The sequence below is a fragment of the Corallococcus exiguus genome (assembly GCF_009909105.1).
GTDB classification, from domain to species: domain Bacteria; phylum Myxococcota; class Myxococcia; order Myxococcales; family Myxococcaceae; genus Corallococcus; species Corallococcus exiguus.
This window is the reverse complement of record NZ_JAAAPK010000001.1, coordinates 567,884-585,376: the sequence shown is the minus strand read 5'-3', so window position 1 is coordinate 585,376 and position 17,493 is coordinate 567,884. Positions and strand designations below refer to the sequence as shown.

17 protein-coding genes are annotated in these 17,493 nt (G+C 69.7%); 5 read left to right on the top strand and 12 right to left on the bottom strand.

The features are described 5' to 3' along the window. Positions 1 to 88: 88 nt before the first annotated feature. The 7 genes from GTZ93_RS02415 to GTZ93_RS02385 form a co-directional block, all read right to left on the bottom strand. Entirely contained in the window at positions 89 to 1,042 is a 954-nt protein-coding gene (locus GTZ93_RS02415; protein WP_139917318.1) for an aldo/keto reductase, read from the bottom strand. A gap of 29 nt (positions 1,043 to 1,071) precedes the next feature. Next, positions 1,072 to 1,347, bottom strand: coding sequence for a DUF5985 family protein (locus GTZ93_RS02410; RefSeq protein ID WP_167547796.1), 276 nt, complete (start codon positions 1,345 to 1,347; stop codon positions 1,072 to 1,074). Positions 1,348 to 1,365: 18 nt separating this feature from the next. Then, positions 1,366 to 1,623, bottom strand: a complete 258-nt coding sequence (locus tag GTZ93_RS02405) for a DUF5985 family protein (RefSeq protein WP_139917316.1) — start codon at positions 1,621 to 1,623, stop codon at positions 1,366 to 1,368. After that, positions 1,616 to 2,023 (bottom strand): hypothetical protein, encoded by a 408-nt coding sequence (locus GTZ93_RS02400; RefSeq protein ID WP_139917314.1) that lies wholly within the window; start codon positions 2,021 to 2,023, stop codon positions 1,616 to 1,618. Before GTZ93_RS02400 ends, GTZ93_RS02405 begins: the two co-directional genes overlap by 8 nt. A gap of 128 nt (positions 2,024 to 2,151) precedes the next feature. Then, on the bottom strand, positions 2,152 to 2,973 hold the full coding sequence (locus GTZ93_RS02395) for a hypothetical protein (protein ID WP_139917313.1): 822 nt from the start codon (positions 2,971 to 2,973) through the stop codon (positions 2,152 to 2,154). Positions 2,974 to 3,005: 32 nt separating this feature from the next. Further along, positions 3,006 to 3,395 (bottom strand): response regulator, encoded by a 390-nt coding sequence (locus GTZ93_RS02390; protein ID WP_139917311.1) that lies wholly within the window; start codon positions 3,393 to 3,395, stop codon positions 3,006 to 3,008. Positions 3,396 to 3,409: 14 nt separating this feature from the next. Continuing rightward, positions 3,410 to 4,882 carry an ATPase domain-containing protein gene (locus GTZ93_RS02385; RefSeq protein ID WP_120575176.1) on the bottom strand — a complete coding sequence of 491 codons (1,473 nt, stop codon included), beginning with the start codon at positions 4,880 to 4,882 and terminating at the stop codon, positions 3,410 to 3,412. Between the two features lie 81 nt (positions 4,883 to 4,963). Here GTZ93_RS02385 and GTZ93_RS02380 point away from each other — a divergent pair, with 81 nt between their 5' ends. Beyond that, complete coding sequence (locus GTZ93_RS02380; RefSeq protein WP_139917309.1) at positions 4,964 to 6,310, top strand: short-chain fatty acid transporter; 1,347 nt, start codon at positions 4,964 to 4,966, stop codon at positions 6,308 to 6,310. A gap of 138 nt (positions 6,311 to 6,448) precedes the next feature. Next, positions 6,449 to 6,970: a hypothetical protein gene (locus GTZ93_RS02375; RefSeq protein ID WP_139917307.1), complete on the top strand. Its 522-nt coding sequence runs from the start codon at positions 6,449 to 6,451 to the stop codon at positions 6,968 to 6,970. A 70-nt stretch (positions 6,971 to 7,040) separates the two neighbouring features. On the opposite strand, the gene GTZ93_RS42585 is transcribed toward GTZ93_RS02375, so the two are convergent. The 4 genes from GTZ93_RS42585 to GTZ93_RS02355 all read right to left on the bottom strand — a co-directional run bounded on the left by GTZ93_RS42585 (position 7,041) and on the right by GTZ93_RS02355 (position 13,936). After that, complete coding sequence (locus GTZ93_RS42585) at positions 7,041 to 8,837, bottom strand: DUF4397 domain-containing protein (protein WP_261777580.1); 1,797 nt, start codon at positions 8,835 to 8,837, stop codon at positions 7,041 to 7,043. Between the two features lie 46 nt (positions 8,838 to 8,883). Further along, entirely contained in the window at positions 8,884 to 11,610 is a 2,727-nt protein-coding gene (locus tag GTZ93_RS02365) for a hypothetical protein (protein WP_257979100.1), read from the bottom strand. Between the two features lie 141 nt (positions 11,611 to 11,751). Continuing rightward, positions 11,752 to 12,798, bottom strand: coding sequence for a Vgb family protein (locus GTZ93_RS02360; protein ID WP_219629059.1), 1,047 nt, complete (start codon positions 12,796 to 12,798; stop codon positions 11,752 to 11,754). Between the two features lie 130 nt (positions 12,799 to 12,928). Continuing rightward, positions 12,929 to 13,936, bottom strand: a complete 1,008-nt coding sequence (locus GTZ93_RS02355) for a type 2 periplasmic-binding domain-containing protein (protein ID WP_139917303.1) — start codon at positions 13,934 to 13,936, stop codon at positions 12,929 to 12,931. 659 nt (positions 13,937 to 14,595) lie between these two features. Between GTZ93_RS02355 and GTZ93_RS02350 the strand changes: the two genes are divergently transcribed. Beyond that, positions 14,596 to 15,837, top strand: coding sequence for a hypothetical protein (locus GTZ93_RS02350; RefSeq protein ID WP_315967308.1), 1,242 nt, complete (start codon positions 14,596 to 14,598; stop codon positions 15,835 to 15,837). Positions 15,838 to 15,839: 2 nt separating this feature from the next. Here the strand turns inward: GTZ93_RS02350 and GTZ93_RS02345 are convergent, their stop codons facing one another. Beyond that, positions 15,840 to 16,388: a hypothetical protein gene (locus GTZ93_RS02345; protein WP_139923378.1), complete on the bottom strand. Its 549-nt coding sequence runs from the start codon at positions 16,386 to 16,388 to the stop codon at positions 15,840 to 15,842. A 281-nt stretch (positions 16,389 to 16,669) separates the two neighbouring features. Here GTZ93_RS02345 and GTZ93_RS02340 point away from each other — a divergent pair, with 281 nt between their 5' ends. Then, positions 16,670 to 16,876, top strand: a complete 207-nt coding sequence (locus GTZ93_RS02340; RefSeq protein WP_120562412.1) for a cold-shock protein — start codon at positions 16,670 to 16,672, stop codon at positions 16,874 to 16,876. 263 nt (positions 16,877 to 17,139) lie between these two features. Next, positions 17,140 to 17,493, top strand: a complete 354-nt coding sequence (locus GTZ93_RS02335) for a hypothetical protein (protein WP_233597529.1) — start codon at positions 17,140 to 17,142, stop codon at positions 17,491 to 17,493.

Here is a 17,493-nt window from a genome sequence, read left to right as displayed (position 1 = left end):
CGACCAGCCACAAGCCTCCCCGCCCACCGGATTCCTGGCGAGTGTCCGGCAGGCAACCCGCCCGGCCTGCCTGCCCTCGCGCAGTGCCTCAGCCCGCCGTGACGTCCGGTGAAGGCGGGTTCCACCACACCGCCCCCTTCTCCTGGATGGCGGTGTGCGCCCGCTCCCGCACCGCCTGCATCCCCGCGGCGTCCAGGGGCTGGAAGGCCGCTGCGGATTGGAGCGCGGCGTCCTGTTCGTTCGGGAAGCCCATCCCCATCAACATCACGTCCGGATCCAACGTCAGCGTGTACCGCACGCACTCCGCCACCGACAGGTGCGGCAGCATCGGCGTGTCGCGCGCCTCTCCGCCGGAGCTGACCTTGCCGCGCGGGCGCGCCTGGAGCGGACGGCCGTAGCCCTCCGTGTCTCCCAACAGCTTGCCCGCGCCGAACGTCTTGAAGGACACCACGCCCACGCCGTGCGCTCGCGCCAGGGGCAGCACCTGCTCCACGTAGCGCGCGTCCACGAACGGCCCCAGCGGGAACATCACCACGTCGCACCGCCCGGAGCGCACCGCCGCCACCAGCGCGTCCGGGTGGTGGCAGGAGATGCCCTTGAAGCGCGCCTGCCCCTTCGCCACGCACGCCTCCAGCCGCTCCAGCGCACCGCCCGGCCGGGCCAGCTCCTCCCACTGCGCCAGCGACTTCACCGCGTGCAGCGCGAACAGGTCCACCGACGGCAGGCCCAGCCGCCGCAGGGACGCCTCCACCTGCGGCGCCACCGGTGCGTCCAGCGCGTCCACCTTGTCGATGACGAACACGCCCTCACGCCGGCCGCGCAGCGCCTCGCCCACCACCTCCTCGCTCAGGCCGTCCTCGTAGCCAGGCGCCGTGTCGATGACGTTGAGCCCCGCGTCCAGCGCCCGCGCGAGCGTGGCGACCAGTTCCTCGCGCGGCACCGTGCGGTCCGCCAGGTCGCCAATGCCCACCGCCGTCGCGGTGAAGCCCGTGCGCCCGAGCGCGCGGCGCGGGGTGAAGCGGGGAAGCGATGTCGTGGTCATGAAGTCCCTCTGTCAGGAGGAACAGCATCTCACCGCGCCCCACGCCCCGCGCGGTTCTTGTCCCAGATGGCTCCCAGGATGAGCAGGTAGGCCATCAGGCGGACGACATACAGGTAGTGGATGCGCTCGGCGTCCAGGGTGGGCGCCAGCAGCGCGCCCAGCAGGTTGTGGACGCCCATCAGCGTGAAGGCCAGGGAGAACAGCGCGAACAGCCGGTCCTTCGACTGGAGATAGAAGCGCAGGAAGAACAGGGCGCACGCCAGGTACGCCATCAACACCGCGCCATCGAGCAGGATCTTCATCATGGCGTCCCCCCCATTGCGTCAGGACACGTCCCAGATGAGGCCGAAGAGCAGCACGCCGGCCCCTACCAGCGATGTAACGGTGCGCTCCAGCGACAGGTCGCCCGCGGGGATGAGCACCAGGTCCAAGAAGAGCAGCACGTTGTTCAGCGTGAAGACCGTGAAGCACAGGCCGCTGTAGAGCAGCAGCTTCATCCGCGTGCGCCGCCAGGCCCGCAGCAGCAGCACCGCGCACGCCAGGCTCGTCAACGCGCACAGGATGTAGACCGCCTCAGCCATGTCCGTCGCCGTCCTTGTCCTTCTTGAGCACGAACGCGTCCGCGAAGCCCCTCACCCGGTCCATGGGGCGTGAGAAGATGAACGAAATCACACTCACGCGCCGCGCCGAGTACGCCATCGCCAGCTCCGCCGTGGCCTGAACGTCCTCCGAGCGGCCGGGGCTGAAGCGGTAGGCGTCCTCCGCCACCCCATCCTGGAGAAGCAGCCCTCCCGTCTTCAGCTCCGCCATGCGGCGGGCCGCTGAGGCTTCGGTGATGCGCAGCTCCAGGGCCACCGCCGACGCCGACCACGCCCGCTCCGTCCGGGCGCGAAGCAGGAGGAGCACCTCCAGCTTCTCGATGGAATCGATGTGCGTCGTGAGGAAGCGCTGGACCCGTGATGAGAGGCCGGCGTCAGTCACGTCTCCACCTATGGACCCAGATACTTTGTGAATCAACCTTTCTATTGGGAGCGGTTGTTCACAGTTACACACGAGCCTGGTCGCCTGTCTGGTCAGGGTGCGTCACGCCAGGGGGCACCTGATTCCGCCTAGTTGCGAACGCGAGGTGCGGGGGCGCGGACGCGGACGTCCATGCGGGCGTCTCCGGCCACCATGCTGCTCAGGGCCTCCGGCTGGGCCGGGGACAGGCGGGCCACGGCGCGCAGGGCGGCCACCAGGATGAGGGCTTCCAGGCTGGAGGGCACCGCCAGCCCCTCGGGGCCGGCCTTCACGGGCAGGGGCAGCCGGGGCGCGCGGCCGGCGGCGGTCAGCGCGTCCACGGCGTAGGTAGGGCGGGCCTCCAACGACACGGTGATGGCGGGCAGGGACTGCGCCTCCTTGTCGGCGCCATGCACCTGGAGCTCCAGCAGCCGCCCCAGCGAACCGGGGGACAGGTAGAGGGCCAGGCCCGAGGGGCCGTCGTCGTCGCCGTGGAAGACGCAGCCCTCGTAGGTGTGCTCGTGCGCGCCCGTCACGTCCACGGTGAAGGCCTGGCTGTCGTCCCAGTGCGTCCAGGGCTTCGCGTCCCAGAACTCGGTGGCCGCCTGGACGAAGAGCAGCGCCTTGTCGCTGCCCAGCCCGGACACGCCCAGCTGGCCCCACGCGAGGAAGGTGGCGATGGCCGCCCGGGCGGAGAGCGCCGCCAGGGACGGAGGTGCCACGGCCAGGCCCAGCGTCTCCGCGGCTTCCGCCAGCGCGGGCTCGCACGACACCTGGGAGGGCTCCAGGCCGGCGATGAGGGCGCGCACGCCGGAGAGGTCCGTCTGTTCGAAGACGGGGGCGGACGGGTCGCCCGACTCACCAATGCGCAGGTAGACGCCGGTGGTGCCCACGGAGAGGGGCACGGGACCCAGCTTGAGCAGGTGGAACATGGCGGACCCTCCGGGCACGCGGGCGGTGCGGCTCACCCTCCCCGGGCGCGGGGATTCGCGTCCAGGGCCCTGCGGACCATCTTCATCAGGGCGCGGATGTCGAACGGCTTCTGGAGGAACTCCATGCCCGGGTGCAGGCGCTTGAGGCCGCTGACGTCCACGGCGCTCATGCCCAGCACGGGAATCTGGCGCAGCGTCGGGTCCTGCTGGATGCGCGCGATGAGCGCGGGGCCGTCCAGCACGGGCATCATCCAATCCGTCAGCACCAGGTCCGGCTTCACCTCCGCCAGGCGCTCCAGGGCCTCGCGGCCATGGGACGCCGTGAGCACGCGGTAGCCCTCCTCCCTCAGAAGGTCCGCGAGCGCCTCCAGGATGCCCTGTTCGTCGTCCACCACCAGCACGGTCTCGGTCGCGGGAACCACGGAGCCTCTGGGGGTCAGGAGTGGTTGCCCGGGAAGCGAGCGATGCCGGTGAGCAGCAACTCGGGCGAAGGCTGGAACGGCGGCTGGATCTCGATTCCCTGGGAGGTGATGAGGAACTCGCGCAGCGTCGGGTCGTAGTCCGCGTCCCGCAGTTTGAAGATGGACAGCAGGCGCCTCAGGCGGCCATTGAGTTCCAGGTGGCGCATGAACAGCAGGTTCTCCGCCACGCCAGACAGGCCGGTTCCCAGGGGAACATCCATGTCCGGGCCGAAGAGGCGCGGCGTCTCCAGCGTGAAGACGGTCGTCACCCCGTGGCGTCGCAATTCCTGCGTGAGCGCGGCGAAGAAGGGGCTGATGCGCGCCGGCTCGTGGGTGGTCTCCACCATGGCGCTCAGGCCGTCCACGAACAGGCGCTTCACACCGCGCCTGCGCACGTCCTCCATCAGCGTGTGCGCCACCAGGTCCAGGTTGCACTCGGCGGGCATGTTCCACTGGAGCACCAGCCGGCCGTCCTTCACCGCGGTGCCCAGCGACAGCCCCACGTTGGCCGCCTTGTGCATCAGCCGGTCCGGCCCCTCGTAGAAGCTCACCATCAAGCAGGGCTCGCCCAGGCGCAGCCCTTCCGCCAGGTGGCTGACGCCGAGGATCGTCTTGCCGCAGCCCGGGGGCCCCATCACCAGCGTGGTGGACGCCGCGGCGAAGCCCTCCGGAATCATGGCGTCCAGCGTGGGCACGCCGAAGCGCACGCGCTGCGTGCCCCAGTCCGGCGGCTGCGAGCGGCTGACCATCGTCTCCAGGCGGGGGAACACCTCCAGGCCCGACTCGGAGATGCGGAAGTGGTGCGAGCCGTTGAGGCTGGCGCTGCCGCGGAACTTGCGCACCTGCAGTTCACGCCACGAACGCATGGCCGCCGTGCGCTCGCGCAGCTCCAGGATGCCGTCCACCATGGTGTATTCCGGGTGCACGGTGGGGCCCACGCTGCTGGTGAGCAGCAGCGCGGTGAAGCGGGACAGGCCGGCGGACACCTGGAGCTCGTGGATGAACTTCTTGAAGTCGCGGCTGCTGCCCGCGGCCTCCTGCGCCTGCACCAGACCGTCCAGCACCAGGATGCCCGCGCCGTGGTTGCGCATCTCCCGGCGCAGGAGCTCCAGCAGGCCCGGCAGCCCCTGCTCCTCCAGCATGCGGAAGCCGCTGACGTAGTAGATGCGCTGGGGCAGCTGGGACGCGTCGAAGAACGCCATGCTGCGCAGGTTCGCCAGCATGCGCGAGTGCGATTCGGCCAGCAGCGTCACGTACAGACAGCGCGTGCCCTGTTGCGCCTGCGAGTAGCACAGCTGGTTGGCGAAGATGGTCTTCCCCGCGCCGGGCTCCCCCACCACGATGTAGACGCCTGAGGCCACCAGGCCACCGCCCAGGATGGGATCCAGTCCGGGAACGCCTGTCGCGATGCGCTCGAAGACGGGAGGGTGCTGCTCGCTAGGGGACATGGCGACCGCTCATACCGTAAAACCCGGGGTGTCGCCCTGGGAGATTCGCGCCGGGGCCCCTTGCCCCCTGGAGCCCTCACCGTGGAAACCCTCGTCCGGTTCGCCGAAGGGCTGGGCCGCTTCTCCGCGCGCTTCGTCCCCAGCGCCTTCGCCATCGCGGTGCTGCTCACCCTGCTCACCATGGCGCTGGCCATGGGCTGGGTGGGCGCCTCGCCGCCGGTGGTGCTGGACGCGTGGGGCGGAGGCTTCTGGGAGCTGCTCACCTTCTCCATGCAGATGGCGCTGGTGATGTTCACTGGCTACCTGCTCGCGCTCACCGCCCCGGTGAAGGCAATGCTGGAGTGGGTGGCCGGCCTGCCGAAGAGCCCCCGGAGCGCCACCGCGCTGATGGCGGCGGTGTCCATGGCACTCGCGTACTTCAACTGGGGCCTGTCGCTCGTCGCCAGCGCCATGCTGGTGCGCTTCATCGCGCGCAGGCGTCCGGACGTGGACTACCGGCTCTTGGTGGCCTGCGCCTACTTCGGCCTGGGCGCCACGTGGCACGCGGGCCTGTCCGCCTCCGCGCCGCTGCTGGTGGCGACGCCAGGGCACTTCCTGGAGAAGCAGCTGGGGGTCATCCCCATCGACCGGACGCTGTTCTCCCTCTTCAACGTGGGCCTCACGCTGGCCGCGGTGGCGCTGCTCACGGCGCTGGCGTGGGCGCTGCATCCGTCCCCCGAGCGCACCGTGCGCGTGGAGCCCGCGGTGCTGGAGAAGCTGGGCGACTTCGTTCCGCCGGAGAAGCCCAAAGGGCGCTTGAGCCCCGCGGAGTGGTTGGATCACGCGTGGCTGCTCAACGCCATCTTCGGCGTGCTGGGCCTGGCGTGGTTCGCGCGGCACCTGTGGCTGAACGGCGGCTGGAAGGCGCTCAACCTCAACGTGGTGAACTTCACCTTCCTCACGTTGGCGGTGCTGCTGCACGGCACGCCCGCGCGGCTGCTCAAGGCGAGCGAGGAGGCCGCGAGCGTGCTGCACGGCATCGTGCTGCAGTTCCCGCTGTACGCGGGCATCTACGGCATCTTCAAGGCCACGGGGCTCACGGACCGCATCGGGGAGCTCTTCGTGTCGCTGTCCACGCAGCAGACGTTCCCGGCCATCGTGTACCTGTACAGCGGCGTGGTGAACTACTTCGTGCCTTCTGGAGGCTCCAAGTGGGCCATTGAAGCGCCCTACCTGCTGGATGCGGCGGGACGGCTGGGCGTGGCGCCGGAGAAGGTGGTGCTGGCGTACGCGTGGGGCGACATGGCCACCGACCTCATCCAGCCCTTCTGGGCGCTGCCGCTGCTGGCGGTGGCCCGCTTGGAGTTCAAGGACATCCTCGGCTTCCTCCTGGTGGCCTTCCTCGCGTACCTGCCGCTGGTGACGCTCGGCTTCTTCCTGTTCGGCTAGCGCGGCGCGGCGTCCCCGGTGCGAAACCCTGGAATCCGGGACTCGGGGAATGACGCGGGATGTTTCATGCTAGACAGGCACACCCAGGGGCCGGACGTGGGCCGGCCGCCTCCAACATCAACGAGGGGACCCCAAGACATGAAGAGCCTGATCAACGGAAGCGTGCTGTGCGCGGTGCTGGGTGTGGCGACGGTGGCCGGAGCGCAGGAGGCGGCGGCACCGGCGGCGGCACCGGCGGCGGAGTCCGTGAAGGCCCCCAGCGCGGACGCGATTCGCGACACCTGGAACTACTTCTACAAGGGCCAGGGCCAGGGTCCCGTGCTGGTGGAGGCCAAGCTCTGCACGGACGTGGCCAAGGACGGCCCCAACAAGTACGAGTGCACCGCCGAGGTGGGCCCCGAGGGCGTCAAGGCGAACACCAACGTGATGCTGTGGCAGAGCTACCTGGTGCCCCAGGGCGACTCCATTGACGACATCACGGTGCAGGTGAAGCAGGGCACCACCGTGCGCGAGACGAAGGACGTGAAGGTGAAGGGCGAGGGCTGGCGCGCGCGGCAGTGGACCGGCGTGCGGCTGCCCAAGGCCGGCAACTGGACCGTGGCGGTCATGCGCGGCGACCAGGTCCTCAAGGAAGTGTCGGTGACGGTGACGGGGAAGTAATCCGCCGTCCCAGCCACACGATGCACCGACGCCCGCCCGGGAGCGCTCCCAGGCGGGCGTTGCTGTCTGCTCAGGGCTGGAAGACGTCCTCGCCGCGAGGCGTGAGCACGCTCCAGGTGTTGGAGCGCAGGTTGAAGGCGCGGAACGTGAGGCCCGCCTCCCAGTCCCCCATCAGCAGGAACAGGTGGGGCCGGGCGAGGGGCAGGCCCTTCACGGACCGGGACTGGGACGCGGCGCCCACGGTGCCCCGGACGGCGTAATAGACATACGAGCCCGTCACGTCGGTGCCCGTAGGCGCGGGGAAGACCGCGCCCTCCGCGGGGCCGCCGGACGCGCCGTACGCCACGTCCGGGATGACGGGCGTGAACGTGTTGCCCCGGCCGATGCCGTCACCCGCCACGTCGAAGTACCCCAGGCTGGCACCCGTCGCGGGCGACGTGGGACAGGCGTTGACGAACCGCACGCGCGCGTCCTGCGCGTCGGCCGGCAGGGAGTCCGGCACCACGAATGCTTTCGGAGCCAGCGCGCCCGTCCCGCCCGCGCGGCCGGACACGACGACGAGGTAGCGGCGGCCCGCCTCCAGCGGCCCCGTCTGGGCGCCCTCCAGCACGGACGTCACGCCATCTGACTGGAGGACGAAGGACAGCGGATGTCCCGCCGCGCTGGCCGGCAGGTCGCCCGGCTTCGGATCCGCGCCGAACTGGAAGTCCGCCGCCACGGGCACGCCCTGGCTGAGGGCCTTCAGCGGAGCGCCCGAATCCAGCGCGTGGAAGAAGTACAGCAGCGGGTCGCGCTTCAGGCGCACGGCGCCGTCCTTCCCACCGGGGATGAGCAGCAGCGACGGGGCAGCCGGATCGTTCATGGCGCGCCGGTCATCACCGAAGGACACGGCGTAGTACGCGGTGCCCGACGTCAGTCCGCCCGAGGGCAGCGTGTAGGCCAGTTCGCCGCTCTGGGAGGGCGCCGGGTTGTCATTGCTGCCCCGGACGAGCAACCGCGTCGTGGACGCCACCGGGATGACGTGCCCCAGGGCTTCCGTGTCCGCGGTGAAGGGCGCCACGTTGGGCAGGTCCAGACCGGAGTCGGTCCGGATGAAGCGCGGCCTGCTGGCGGCGACCACGCGGTCCGCCGTCACGTGGCGCAACCGGGCCTCGCCCGCGCCCGGAGTTCCCAGCGTTTCATCTCGCAGCGCCACCAGCTTCGGCGTGTCGAACCGCACCGTGCCCACGCGCGACATGAGGCCCAGCGCCAGGACCGTGACATGTTCGCCCTCCGCCAGCGACACGCCCTGCAGCGTGGCCAGGGCCGCCTCCGTGGCGGGCCTACCCGTGTTGCGCACGCGGAAGGTCAGGTCCGTTCCGGGAGCCACCGGGATGAAGTCCGTGACCGCCGAGTCACCCGGCTCCACGCCGGAGAACAGCGGCGCGGCGTCCCCGAGCGAGAGGTCCATGCGATACGTCGCGGCTACCCACGGGGTGTTCGGCTCCGAGGAGTTGCCTTCGAAGAGCACGTTGACGAAGCGCACGTAGGCCGTGCCCGCGTCCACACCGGCATCCGGCTGCGTGCCCGCGTCCACGCCGGCATCCGTGCCCGCGTCCACGCCAGCATCCGTCTGGGTTCCCGCGTCCACGCCGGCATCCGTGCCCGCGTCCGGCGGCGTGCCTGCATCCGTCTCCGTGCCCGCGTCCGGCTGCGGTGCGGACGTGACGGCCACGCACTTCTCCTCCTGGCACGTCCAGACCTGGCCCGAGGGCGCAGCGCCCTTGTCGCGGCAGTCAAACGCGTCCACACACTCGGCGGAATCACATCCGGCCAGCGCCGAGGCCAGGCCCACCATCAACATCCACTGTCTCCAGCTGTTTCTCATCGCGAGGCTCCCCTTCCGGGACCAGGTGTTTGGGATTGCTTGGGCTTCAGGGCGAGGCGCGCTTCTCGCACTCACCGCGCAGCGGGTAGATCCACCCCGCCGGGTGCTGCGTGAGCTGGTCCTTGAGGAAGAAGTAGGCCATCACGCCGACGTTGAACTCCGCGTGCTGGAGCCACTCCCCGAGCGCCTCCGGATCCGACCCGTCACGAATCCCCTGCGTCAGCGGGTTGTCCAGGGTGCAGACCTCCGTCCACATCCGCGTGCCGCCAAACGAGGTGACATTCGCGCTCGGAGGCGTGGCTGTGCCGAAGCGGCCCAGCCGGATGAGATCGCACGCGCCGCGCGCCGCGCCGAGCATGTTCGCGCCCCACGCCGCCCAGTCCCGGGCGTCGCCGGAGAAGTCGATGTCCACCTCGCCGTATTTCACCCACGCCTGCATGAAGTCCTCGGAGAACTTCACCGTCGTGCCGCCGGAGGCCATCCACAGCAGGTAGCGGGCGCCACCGTGCGCGCCGTACTCGGCCTCGAACGGTGCCAGGTTGGACGTCGCGCCTGTCGTTCCAAAGAGGCCCGCCGCCAGGTTGGCCACGCGAGCGCCGTTGAGCGCCACCAGCGTCTTGGCCGCGCCGCTCTGCCCATCGCCCGAGCGACCATGGCAGTTGGCGCAGATGCCCTGGAAGGCCGTGGCACCGGGCGTGGAGTAGTAGAGCTGGCCGTAGGGACGGCGGGGGCGGCCCAGCTCATCCAGCATCCACGGCTCCACCGGATCCGGCGCCGGCTTCGTGGGGAACGCGCAGCCCGCCTTGGCCACCCACCAGTTGGTGGCGAAGGGCTGCTTCGCCAGCTGCTCATGCGCGGAAGTGATGGGGTAGCGCGTCAGCCTTTCGAAGGGAGGCTTGCCAATGAAGTCCTTCCAGGCCGGGTTGCGAGGCTCATAGGGGACCTTGTCGGAGAAGTCCTCGGTGATCCACCGCACGTCACTGGGCGGAGTGCACGAGACGCCCACCGCGAGGTCCGCCTGCCGGATGCGCTCGGCCGCCCTCGCATCCTGCTCCGCGGGCGACAGCGTTTCCTCGCCCTTCCAGCGCAGAGACCCGATGTAGCGCGCCATCAGCAGCGCGGCACGGCAGTCCTGCCCGGGCACGTTCGCGGGCATGTGGATGAGGCGCGCGTCCGTATCGCGAGCCACGCGCTGGTAGAGCGTGCTGCTGGGCGTGCGCAGCAACAGGTCCTTCGTGTAGTCGGGGACGGTGACGGGGTCGCACACGGCATAGGTGCGCTGGCCGTTGCTCTCCTTCACACCACAGGGGTTCCAGCCCGGCAGGATGCCGTTCGAGGAGAAGTCCAGCGAGGCGATGGCGGGATTGCTCTGCGTGGCGAACCCGTTGGGGTTGTGGCACTGCCCGCAGTTGGCGACGAAGTACCCCTGGAGCTCCAGCGTCTGCCGGTTGGGCGCCGGCTGCCCCTGCGGCACGGCCTGCCGGGCCTGGACCTCCAGCCGGGGCAGCAGCGTCTCCAACTCCTGACGCGAGCCGGACACCGGCAGTCCGGTGATGACGCCCGCGCGCACCAGCCGCTCCACCTGGCTCCGCTCGTCGTCCAGGACCTGCGTGTTCACATCCACGCCCGCTTCACCCGGGGCGCGGCGGTTGAGCTGCAACGGCGTGAAGCCGAGCACGAAGTCCTGGGCCTCCGCGCCGGAATGACAGTTGATGCACCGGTGCGCGCCGGGGATGGCGTAGTTGCGCGTCTTCCCCGTGGCCTCGTTCTCCGTATAGACGAGGACCCGGTCGGAGAAGGGCTCTCCGTTGCGGTAGCGCAGGTCATGCAGCTGCGCGACGGTTCCTTCCGTGTTCCAGAGGTACGTGCCGAAGAGCGACTGGTTCCACGGCGTGCGCACGACGATGAGCCGCGTTTCGATCTTCTGGTAGCGCACGTAGCCGTCCTTGCCCGCGACGGACTTGAAGAACGTCTTGTAGAAGCGCGTGTTGGGAGGGACCTGGAACTTCCCCGTGTCGGCGTCGTACCGGATGGACTGGCCCGCCGGCACGTGCACCTGACGCAGCTTCTTCGCGTGGTCGGAGAAGAGCGGATACGTGGGCGCGAAGGCGAACGTGCCATGCGTGGCCAGCTTCTCCGCGTCGAACGTCAGGATGTCCGTGTCCGTGTCGGACAGCAGGGGCGGCAGCTTCGCCATCGCCGCGAAGGCCGCGTCCTTGTCCGGGTCGCTCCCGAGCGCCTCCGGCTTGGTGACGTCCGGGATGCAGTTGCCCAGGTCCGTCATCGCGTCCGCCACCGCGGGCGCCACGGTGACTCCGCCCACGGCCTTGTCCTCGCAGCTCACCGGGAACGCGCCCGTGGGCGAGCCCTGCGCGAGCCAGGAGTTGAGGACGCACGCCAGCTCCACCGCCTTCTTCGTCTGCTCGGGCGAGGCCAGCGGGGGCATCTCCCCCTGGGACGACTTCAACGCCATCCGCGCGCCGTCCTTCTTCAATCCCTCCACGTCCGCGCCGTACTGGAAGCCCCCGACGATGTTGGGCGCCGCATGGCACTGCGCGCACTGCGCATCCACCCGGGCCTTCATCCCGTCGAAGGTCTCCGTGAACGTCGCCACGGGAGCGCCCGCGCGCATCGGGATGCGCTCCGCCGAACGCGCGGGCTTGCAGCTCGAGGGCGTCACGACGACGACCCCGCTGTCGGAAGGTCCCGCGTCGGGTGGCTGCTCCTCCGGACTGGAGGAACAGCCAGACACGATGACAGCGGCCAGCAGCAAGACCCCCCGGGTCAGGCCTGGGACAAACCCCTTGCGCTTCATTCCCATGTGGACGGGACCTCTCTCGGTGACTGAGAGGCACCCTACCGCGCAAGTTTCGTCTGCCTTTGACAAGTCCTTGCAACAAACCCTGTCAGTTGGTCACGGCGTCGTGACCAGGCGGAGCTTGCCCAGCTTGTTGCCGGTGCGCTCCGTGAACCAGACATTGCCGTCCAGGCAGAAGAAACCCGCCGGGCCGAAAGTGATGCCCGCGGGGCGGCTGCGCACGGTGGGCACGTCGAACTCGGTGATGACGCCCGACGCGGTGATGCGGCCCACGCGGTTGCCGCCCTGCTCCACGAACCAGATGTGGCCGTCCGCGCCGGGCGACACGGCGACCGGGGCGCTGGAGGGGTTGGGCAGCGCGTACTCCGTCACCACGCCGTCCACGGTGATGCGGCCCACCTTGTTGCCCAGCTGCTCGGTGAACCACATGGCGCCGTCCACGCCCGGCGCGATGGCGCTGGGGAAGCTGGAGGGCGTGGGGAGCGGGAACTCGGTGATGACGCCCGTGGCGGTGATGCGGCCCACCTTGTTGCCCGCCTGTTCGGTGAACCAGACGTTGCCGTCCACGCCCAGGGAGATGGCGCGCGGCTGGGATTCAGGGGTGGGAACCTCGAACTCCGTGATGACGCCGGCCGGGGTGATGCGGCCAATCCGGTTGCCCACCTGCTCGGTGAACCAGACGTTGCCGTCCAGGCCCGCGGTGATGCCGGAAGGCGCGGAGCCCGCCTGGGGCAGCGGGAACTCCGTCACCACGCCGGCCGGGGTGGCGCGGCCAATGCGGCCCGCGCCCAGCTCCGTGAACCAGACGTTGCCATCCAGGCCCGCGGTGATGCCCTGGGGCGAGGCGAAGGGCGTGGGCAGGTCGAAGCTGTTCACCACGCCCTGCCGCGTGGCGCGGCCGATGCGGTTGGTGCCCGGCTGCGTGAACCAGACGTGGCCATCCGGGCCCACGGTGATGCCCACGGGGGACGCGCCCGGCTCCAGGGCAATCTCCTCCACCGTGCCAGCGGCGCCGGCAGGCTGACGGCAGAGCCAGGGCAGCGGCCGGGAGGAGGACGTGAGCGCCAGGCCCGTGTCCTGGGCGAGGGCGGGAACGGCGAAGAGGAACGCGGAGGCGAGCGACAGCTTCACGGCGGAACGCATGGGGAGGGCTCCAGGAGGAAGGACTGCGGGAAGGGACGCGCCGGAAGGCGGCCGCGGCGCGCAAGACGGCCAGGCCGGGAGGGACGCACCCTCCCGACCCGGCCGGTGCCTGGACTTCAGGCGGAGGGAATCAGTTGCAGACGCCGGCGCCGCGGCCGTCGTTGTTCACGCCGCCGCACTTCAGCGCGCCGGACGTGTTGCAGGAGATGAAGCCCTGGGTCACCAGGATGTTCTCGAACTGGGCCTTGCCGGAGCCGTAGACCCAGTCATAGATGATGGCCTCTTCGTCCGAGCGCATGTTGGTGGTGCTCTCGTTGAGGAACAGCGCGCGGGCCAGCGGGTAGGCATTGGCCTTGTCCGTGAGGAACTTGCGGACGTTGTCCACCGACGGGGCGATGCTGTTGACGCTCAGCGCCTTGTTGCCCGTGCGCTTCGCGGAGTCACCCGAGTAGCCGATGGCGTTGGAGTCGGTCGCGGTCAGGTAGCCGATGCACGCCGTGGCGCTCGCGTTGGCGCCGGCGCTGACGCCCGCGGTGCTGGTGCAGGCCGCCGGCAGGGAGCCGTCGGCGACGACGATGACGCCCGGGCAGAAGGAGCCGCCGCCCACCAGCGACTTGAAGGTGTCCGTGGTGCCGGACAGGTCGTCACGGCGGTACTTCGTGAGGGTGCTGGTGCAGGAGCCCGGGATGGCCACGTTCGAGGCGTTCGTGGCGAAGAACGTCTTCTGCAGGTCCGCCATGGTGATGTTGGTCAGCGTGTTGGCGCTGTTCACGAACGCGTTCACCGCGTCCAGGGCGATGATGTTGCTCTTCTCACCCGTGAGGCACGGGGTCTTCATGTCGCGCGACATGGGCGCGAGCGCCTGCTGGCCGGCGCCGCAGAAGCCGGCCGAGCCGCCGCGCAGACAGCCCTCGCCGACGCCAGAGCCCTTGCCCTGGACGTTCAGGCCCGCCCCCGCCGCGCCGTCCGCGGCGATCAGCGCCGCCTTCAGCGTGTCCGAACCGTAGAACTCCAGGTTGGGGCCCAGCCCCTGCGCCACCGACTTCGTGCCCCCCATGGTGGCGCCGGACTCGCCACCGCAACCCACTGCCGACATCGCGATCACCGCGGCGGACATCACCCACGTCATCGTCTTCATGGACAGCTCCTGGTGGTGCTGGAAACAGGTTGAACAGCAAGTCCGGGCTCCCCCCGGACACACCCCGGCCCTGCCGCGTCACGCGGTCACGAAGACGTGGCAATGGCAGGCAAGCCGCCGAACCCGGCGCATCCCGGATTCGACGGGACGCAAGATGCAGCAATGGCAGACAGCGAGGTGACTCAAACGCGTCAAGATTCCGCGTTGGTCAGGTCACACCGCGCGAATGGATTCTTCCACGGAAGGACCGTGACGCGTCCGTCAGCGATGTGATGACTTTCATGCAGTCCATTGTCCCCCCGGACGTCTGGGTGCTTTTTTCATCCCGGCCCTGGCCTGGAGCAGGAGTTTTTTCAGACAGGAGGACAGCGCCCTCCTCCATCCGGCAGGGGTCCGTCTGGATTTCAGAGGGGACACCCTGGCCAGGACACGTTGGCCGCGCCCTTGCAGTAGGGCTTGAGCGCGGTTGAAGGGCGGGGGAGTCGGGGTTGGGTGGGGCGGGTCCGGGACGGGGGGCGGCGGTGGCGTGGATACGGATGGCGGTGTTCATGGGGGGGATGTTCCTCGTGGGGTGCGAGGAAGCCCGAGCCACGGCACCGCGCATCCCGGTACTCGGTGAGGTGGGTGGACAGGTAGCGCCAGAGGGCGTGGAGGCACACGTGTGGTCGCGGACCCTGATGGTTGGGGACCCACAGGCTCCGCACGCGGTGGTGACCTCCAACGGGGACGTCCTGGTGGCGGCGACCTATCAAGAACCCATCGACCTGGGGGCGGGTCCCCTGCCCTTCAATCGCAACGTCGTGGCGCCACACCTGCTGGTGGCGCGGTATTCGCCGGACGGGACGCTGAAGTGGGCGCGGGGCTGGACGCCCGAGCACGAGGCGAAGGCCCGCGTGGGCGGCCTGGCGGTGGACGCCGCCGACAACATCTTCATGACAGGCATGTCCGCGGGCTTCACCCGCGACGGAGCCACGCTGCCGGAGGGGCCGTTCCTGGCCCGGCTGGACGGCGGGGGCGCGCTGGACTGGGTGCGCTCGTTGCCGGGTGAAGGCCCGGTGGCGGTGAACGGCGTCACGTCCGACCACCACGGGGGCGCGGTGCTGGTGGGGGACTTCGCCGGAGCGCGCGACCTGGGAGAGGGATTGAAGCGCACGCCCCATGGCAAGCACGCGGGCTTCGCGTTGAGCGTGGGCGCCAGGGGTGAGCAGCGCTGGAGCCGCGTGTGGATGCCTTCAGGCGAAGGCGAGGTCTCCGCGCGAGCAGTGGCGGTGGATGTCTTTGGCGACGTGCACGTGGTGGGCGGCTACGCGGGGGCGGTGTCGTTGGGGGACGCCACGTTCGTCACCGTGCGCCAGCACACGCCCTTCGTGGTGAAGCTCACCCGGGACGGCGACCACGTCTGGAGCCACGACGTGCGCGGCACGGATGGCACGGCGGTGTCCGTGGCGGTGGGGGCGGACCGCGTCTTCGTGGGCGGAGGCTTCAGCGGCCGGCTGTACTTCCAGAAGACCTTCCACCGCGCGGACTCCCGCGACGGCTTCCTGCTGGCCTACGACGCGAACGGCGGCCAGCAGTGGGCGCGAACCTTCCCCACCGGCGCGCCGATGGTGGCCACCGACGACGCGGGCCAGCTAACGGTGGCGGGCGGCCATGACGGCGGTCTCGCGCTAGGCGGAGGCAGCCTGCCTCCGGGCCTGTATGTCGCGAAGCTGTTGCCCGAAGAGGGCGCGTCGCTCTGGGTGCGCGGCTTCGCGAGCCCCGGCACCGTGGCCCAGGCCCGGGCCGTGAGCGTGGACGCGTCCGGGGGCGTGCTGCTCGCCGGAGGCTTCAACCGGTCCATGCCGGAGGACGGACCGTCACGGCCGCTGCAGGATGGCTTCCTGCTCAAGCTCCATCCGTGACTTCACGCCCCGATGCCCTCGGGGTCCGTGGCCAGCTCTCCGCCCAGGTGCATGCCCGTCTGGCAGCGGTAGTCCGTGATGAGCGACGCGGCCAGCACCTTCACGCCCAGCAGCACGTGCAGCGCCGCCGCCACCGGCGAGCGCTTCGCGTACCCCAATACGAAGGGCGCCAGCACCGCGCCCAGTCCATAGGCGTAGTCCGCCAGCTCGTGCGCCTCGATGGGGATGAGCTTCGTGAGGCTCAGCCGGTAGTCCGTGAACAGCGACACGCCCACCGCGGCCCCGCCCAGCGCCCAGCCGGCCGCCTTCGCCTTGCTGTCACCGGACGCGCTCCCCACCGCCACCAGCGCCGCCCCGCCCACGTAGTCCAACACCGAGTGCAGGTCCTGCGACACCCAACGGCGCAGCGGCAGCCGGCCGAACAGCGGACGCGACAGGATGCCCGCCGCCGCGCTGTGGTCCCTCATCCGGCGCCACTCGCGCCGCACGGCACCCTCCGCGCGCGGAGGAACTGGGGGCAGCAGGGGCTCGGGGCCTCGGACCTCGTACATGACGTGACTCCTCTCCCGGCCTTCGTGGCCTTGCCCGGAACGGTAGCCATGCCTCCAAACCCAGGCGCCGGAGCCGCCCCGGTCCCACGCCCGCCTGCCTGTGCCAACAATGGTGGGGAGGCTGACTACCCCACGAACTGTTGACTGCTCAGCAAGGGGGCTTCCACCCACCCCTCCCCGACGGGCAGACTGTTGTGCGCACTCAGGCCCTCACATTTCGAGAGGACCGACCGCTCCCGAGCGGTGGGTGCCGCGCCCCACCAACAAAGAGAAGACGATTCATGGCTACTGGTACGGTGAAGTGGTTCAACGATGCGAAGGGCTTTGGCTTCCTCACTCAGGACGGCGGTGGTGAGGACGTGTTCTGCCACCACAGCGCCATCAACATGGACGGCTTCCGCACTCTCCAGGAAGGTCAGAAGGTGGAGTTCGAGGTGACGCGCGGCCCCAAGGGCCTGCAGGCGCAGAACGTCCGCTCAGTGGGTTGATCTCCACCCGCTCCGGGTCAACCCCAGAGCACGGAAGCCCGGTCCCGCTCAGGCGGGCCGGGCTTCTTCATTTTTACAACCCACCCAGAAGGAATAACACGCAATTCCTTTCAAACCTTCCACCCCCCAAGGAATCAAGGGGGGGCTGGTGAAAGTCCGAAAGACGTCTGTTAGGCTTTGATCCTGCGAGGGAGGGCGCACCTATGTTCGAAGTCACCAACGATGTCAGCCGTCGGACCATCACTGCCCGCATGAGCGGTTTCATGCGGCCGAACGAGATGAAGGAGTACGTGGCCGTCTACAAGAAGGCCACGGACAGCTACGGCGGAGGGCGGCACCTGGTTCTGGCCGACATGCGGGGCCTGCGCCCGCTGGAGCCGGAATCCGCGAACCTGTTCTCCGAGGTCATCAACCACGGGCGCAAGAATGGCTGTGCGATGTGCGCGCACGTGTCGGACTCCACCATCGCGCGCCTGCAGACGGCCCGCGTGGCGTCGGAAGCATCCCCCAACGACGACATCACCGTGGATTGTGTGTCGCTGGAGGAAGCGCAGAACCAGCTCGCCAAGGCGCGTGTGCGCCTGCTCAACGGCGAAGGCATGTCGGCTTCGCGCTAG

Excerpts from the sequence above, each read along its gene's own strand:
- GTZ93_RS02415 (WP_139917318.1), bottom strand. The coding sequence starts at position 1,042 with ATGACCACGACATCGCTTCCCCGCTTCACCCCGCGCCGCGCGCTCGGG.
- GTZ93_RS02410 (WP_167547796.1), bottom strand. The coding sequence starts at position 1,347 with ATGATGAAGATCCTGCTCGATGGCGCGGTGTTGATGGCGTACCTGGCG.
- GTZ93_RS02405 (WP_139917316.1), bottom strand. The coding sequence starts at position 1,623 with ATGGCTGAGGCGGTCTACATCCTGTGCGCGTTGACGAGCCTGGCGTGC.
- GTZ93_RS02395 (WP_139917313.1), bottom strand. The coding sequence starts at position 2,973 with ATGTTCCACCTGCTCAAGCTGGGTCCCGTGCCCCTCTCCGTGGGCACC.
- GTZ93_RS02385 (WP_120575176.1), bottom strand. The coding sequence starts at position 4,882 with ATGTCCCCTAGCGAGCAGCACCCTCCCGTCTTCGAGCGCATCGCGACA.
- GTZ93_RS02375 (WP_139917307.1), top strand. The coding sequence starts at position 6,449 with ATGAAGAGCCTGATCAACGGAAGCGTGCTGTGCGCGGTGCTGGGTGTG.
- GTZ93_RS42585 (WP_261777580.1), bottom strand. The coding sequence starts at position 8,837 with ATGAGAAACAGCTGGAGACAGTGGATGTTGATGGTGGGCCTGGCCTCG.
- GTZ93_RS02360 (WP_219629059.1), bottom strand. The coding sequence starts at position 12,798 with ATGCGTTCCGCCGTGAAGCTGTCGCTCGCCTCCGCGTTCCTCTTCGCC.
- GTZ93_RS02355 (WP_139917303.1), bottom strand. The coding sequence starts at position 13,936 with ATGAAGACGATGACGTGGGTGATGTCCGCCGCGGTGATCGCGATGTCG.
- GTZ93_RS02345 (WP_139923378.1), bottom strand. The coding sequence starts at position 16,388 with ATGTACGAGGTCCGAGGCCCCGAGCCCCTGCTGCCCCCAGTTCCTCCG.
- GTZ93_RS02340 (WP_120562412.1), top strand. The coding sequence starts at position 16,670 with ATGGCTACTGGTACGGTGAAGTGGTTCAACGATGCGAAGGGCTTTGGC.
- GTZ93_RS02335 (WP_233597529.1), top strand. The coding sequence starts at position 17,140 with ATGCGGCCGAACGAGATGAAGGAGTACGTGGCCGTCTACAAGAAGGCC.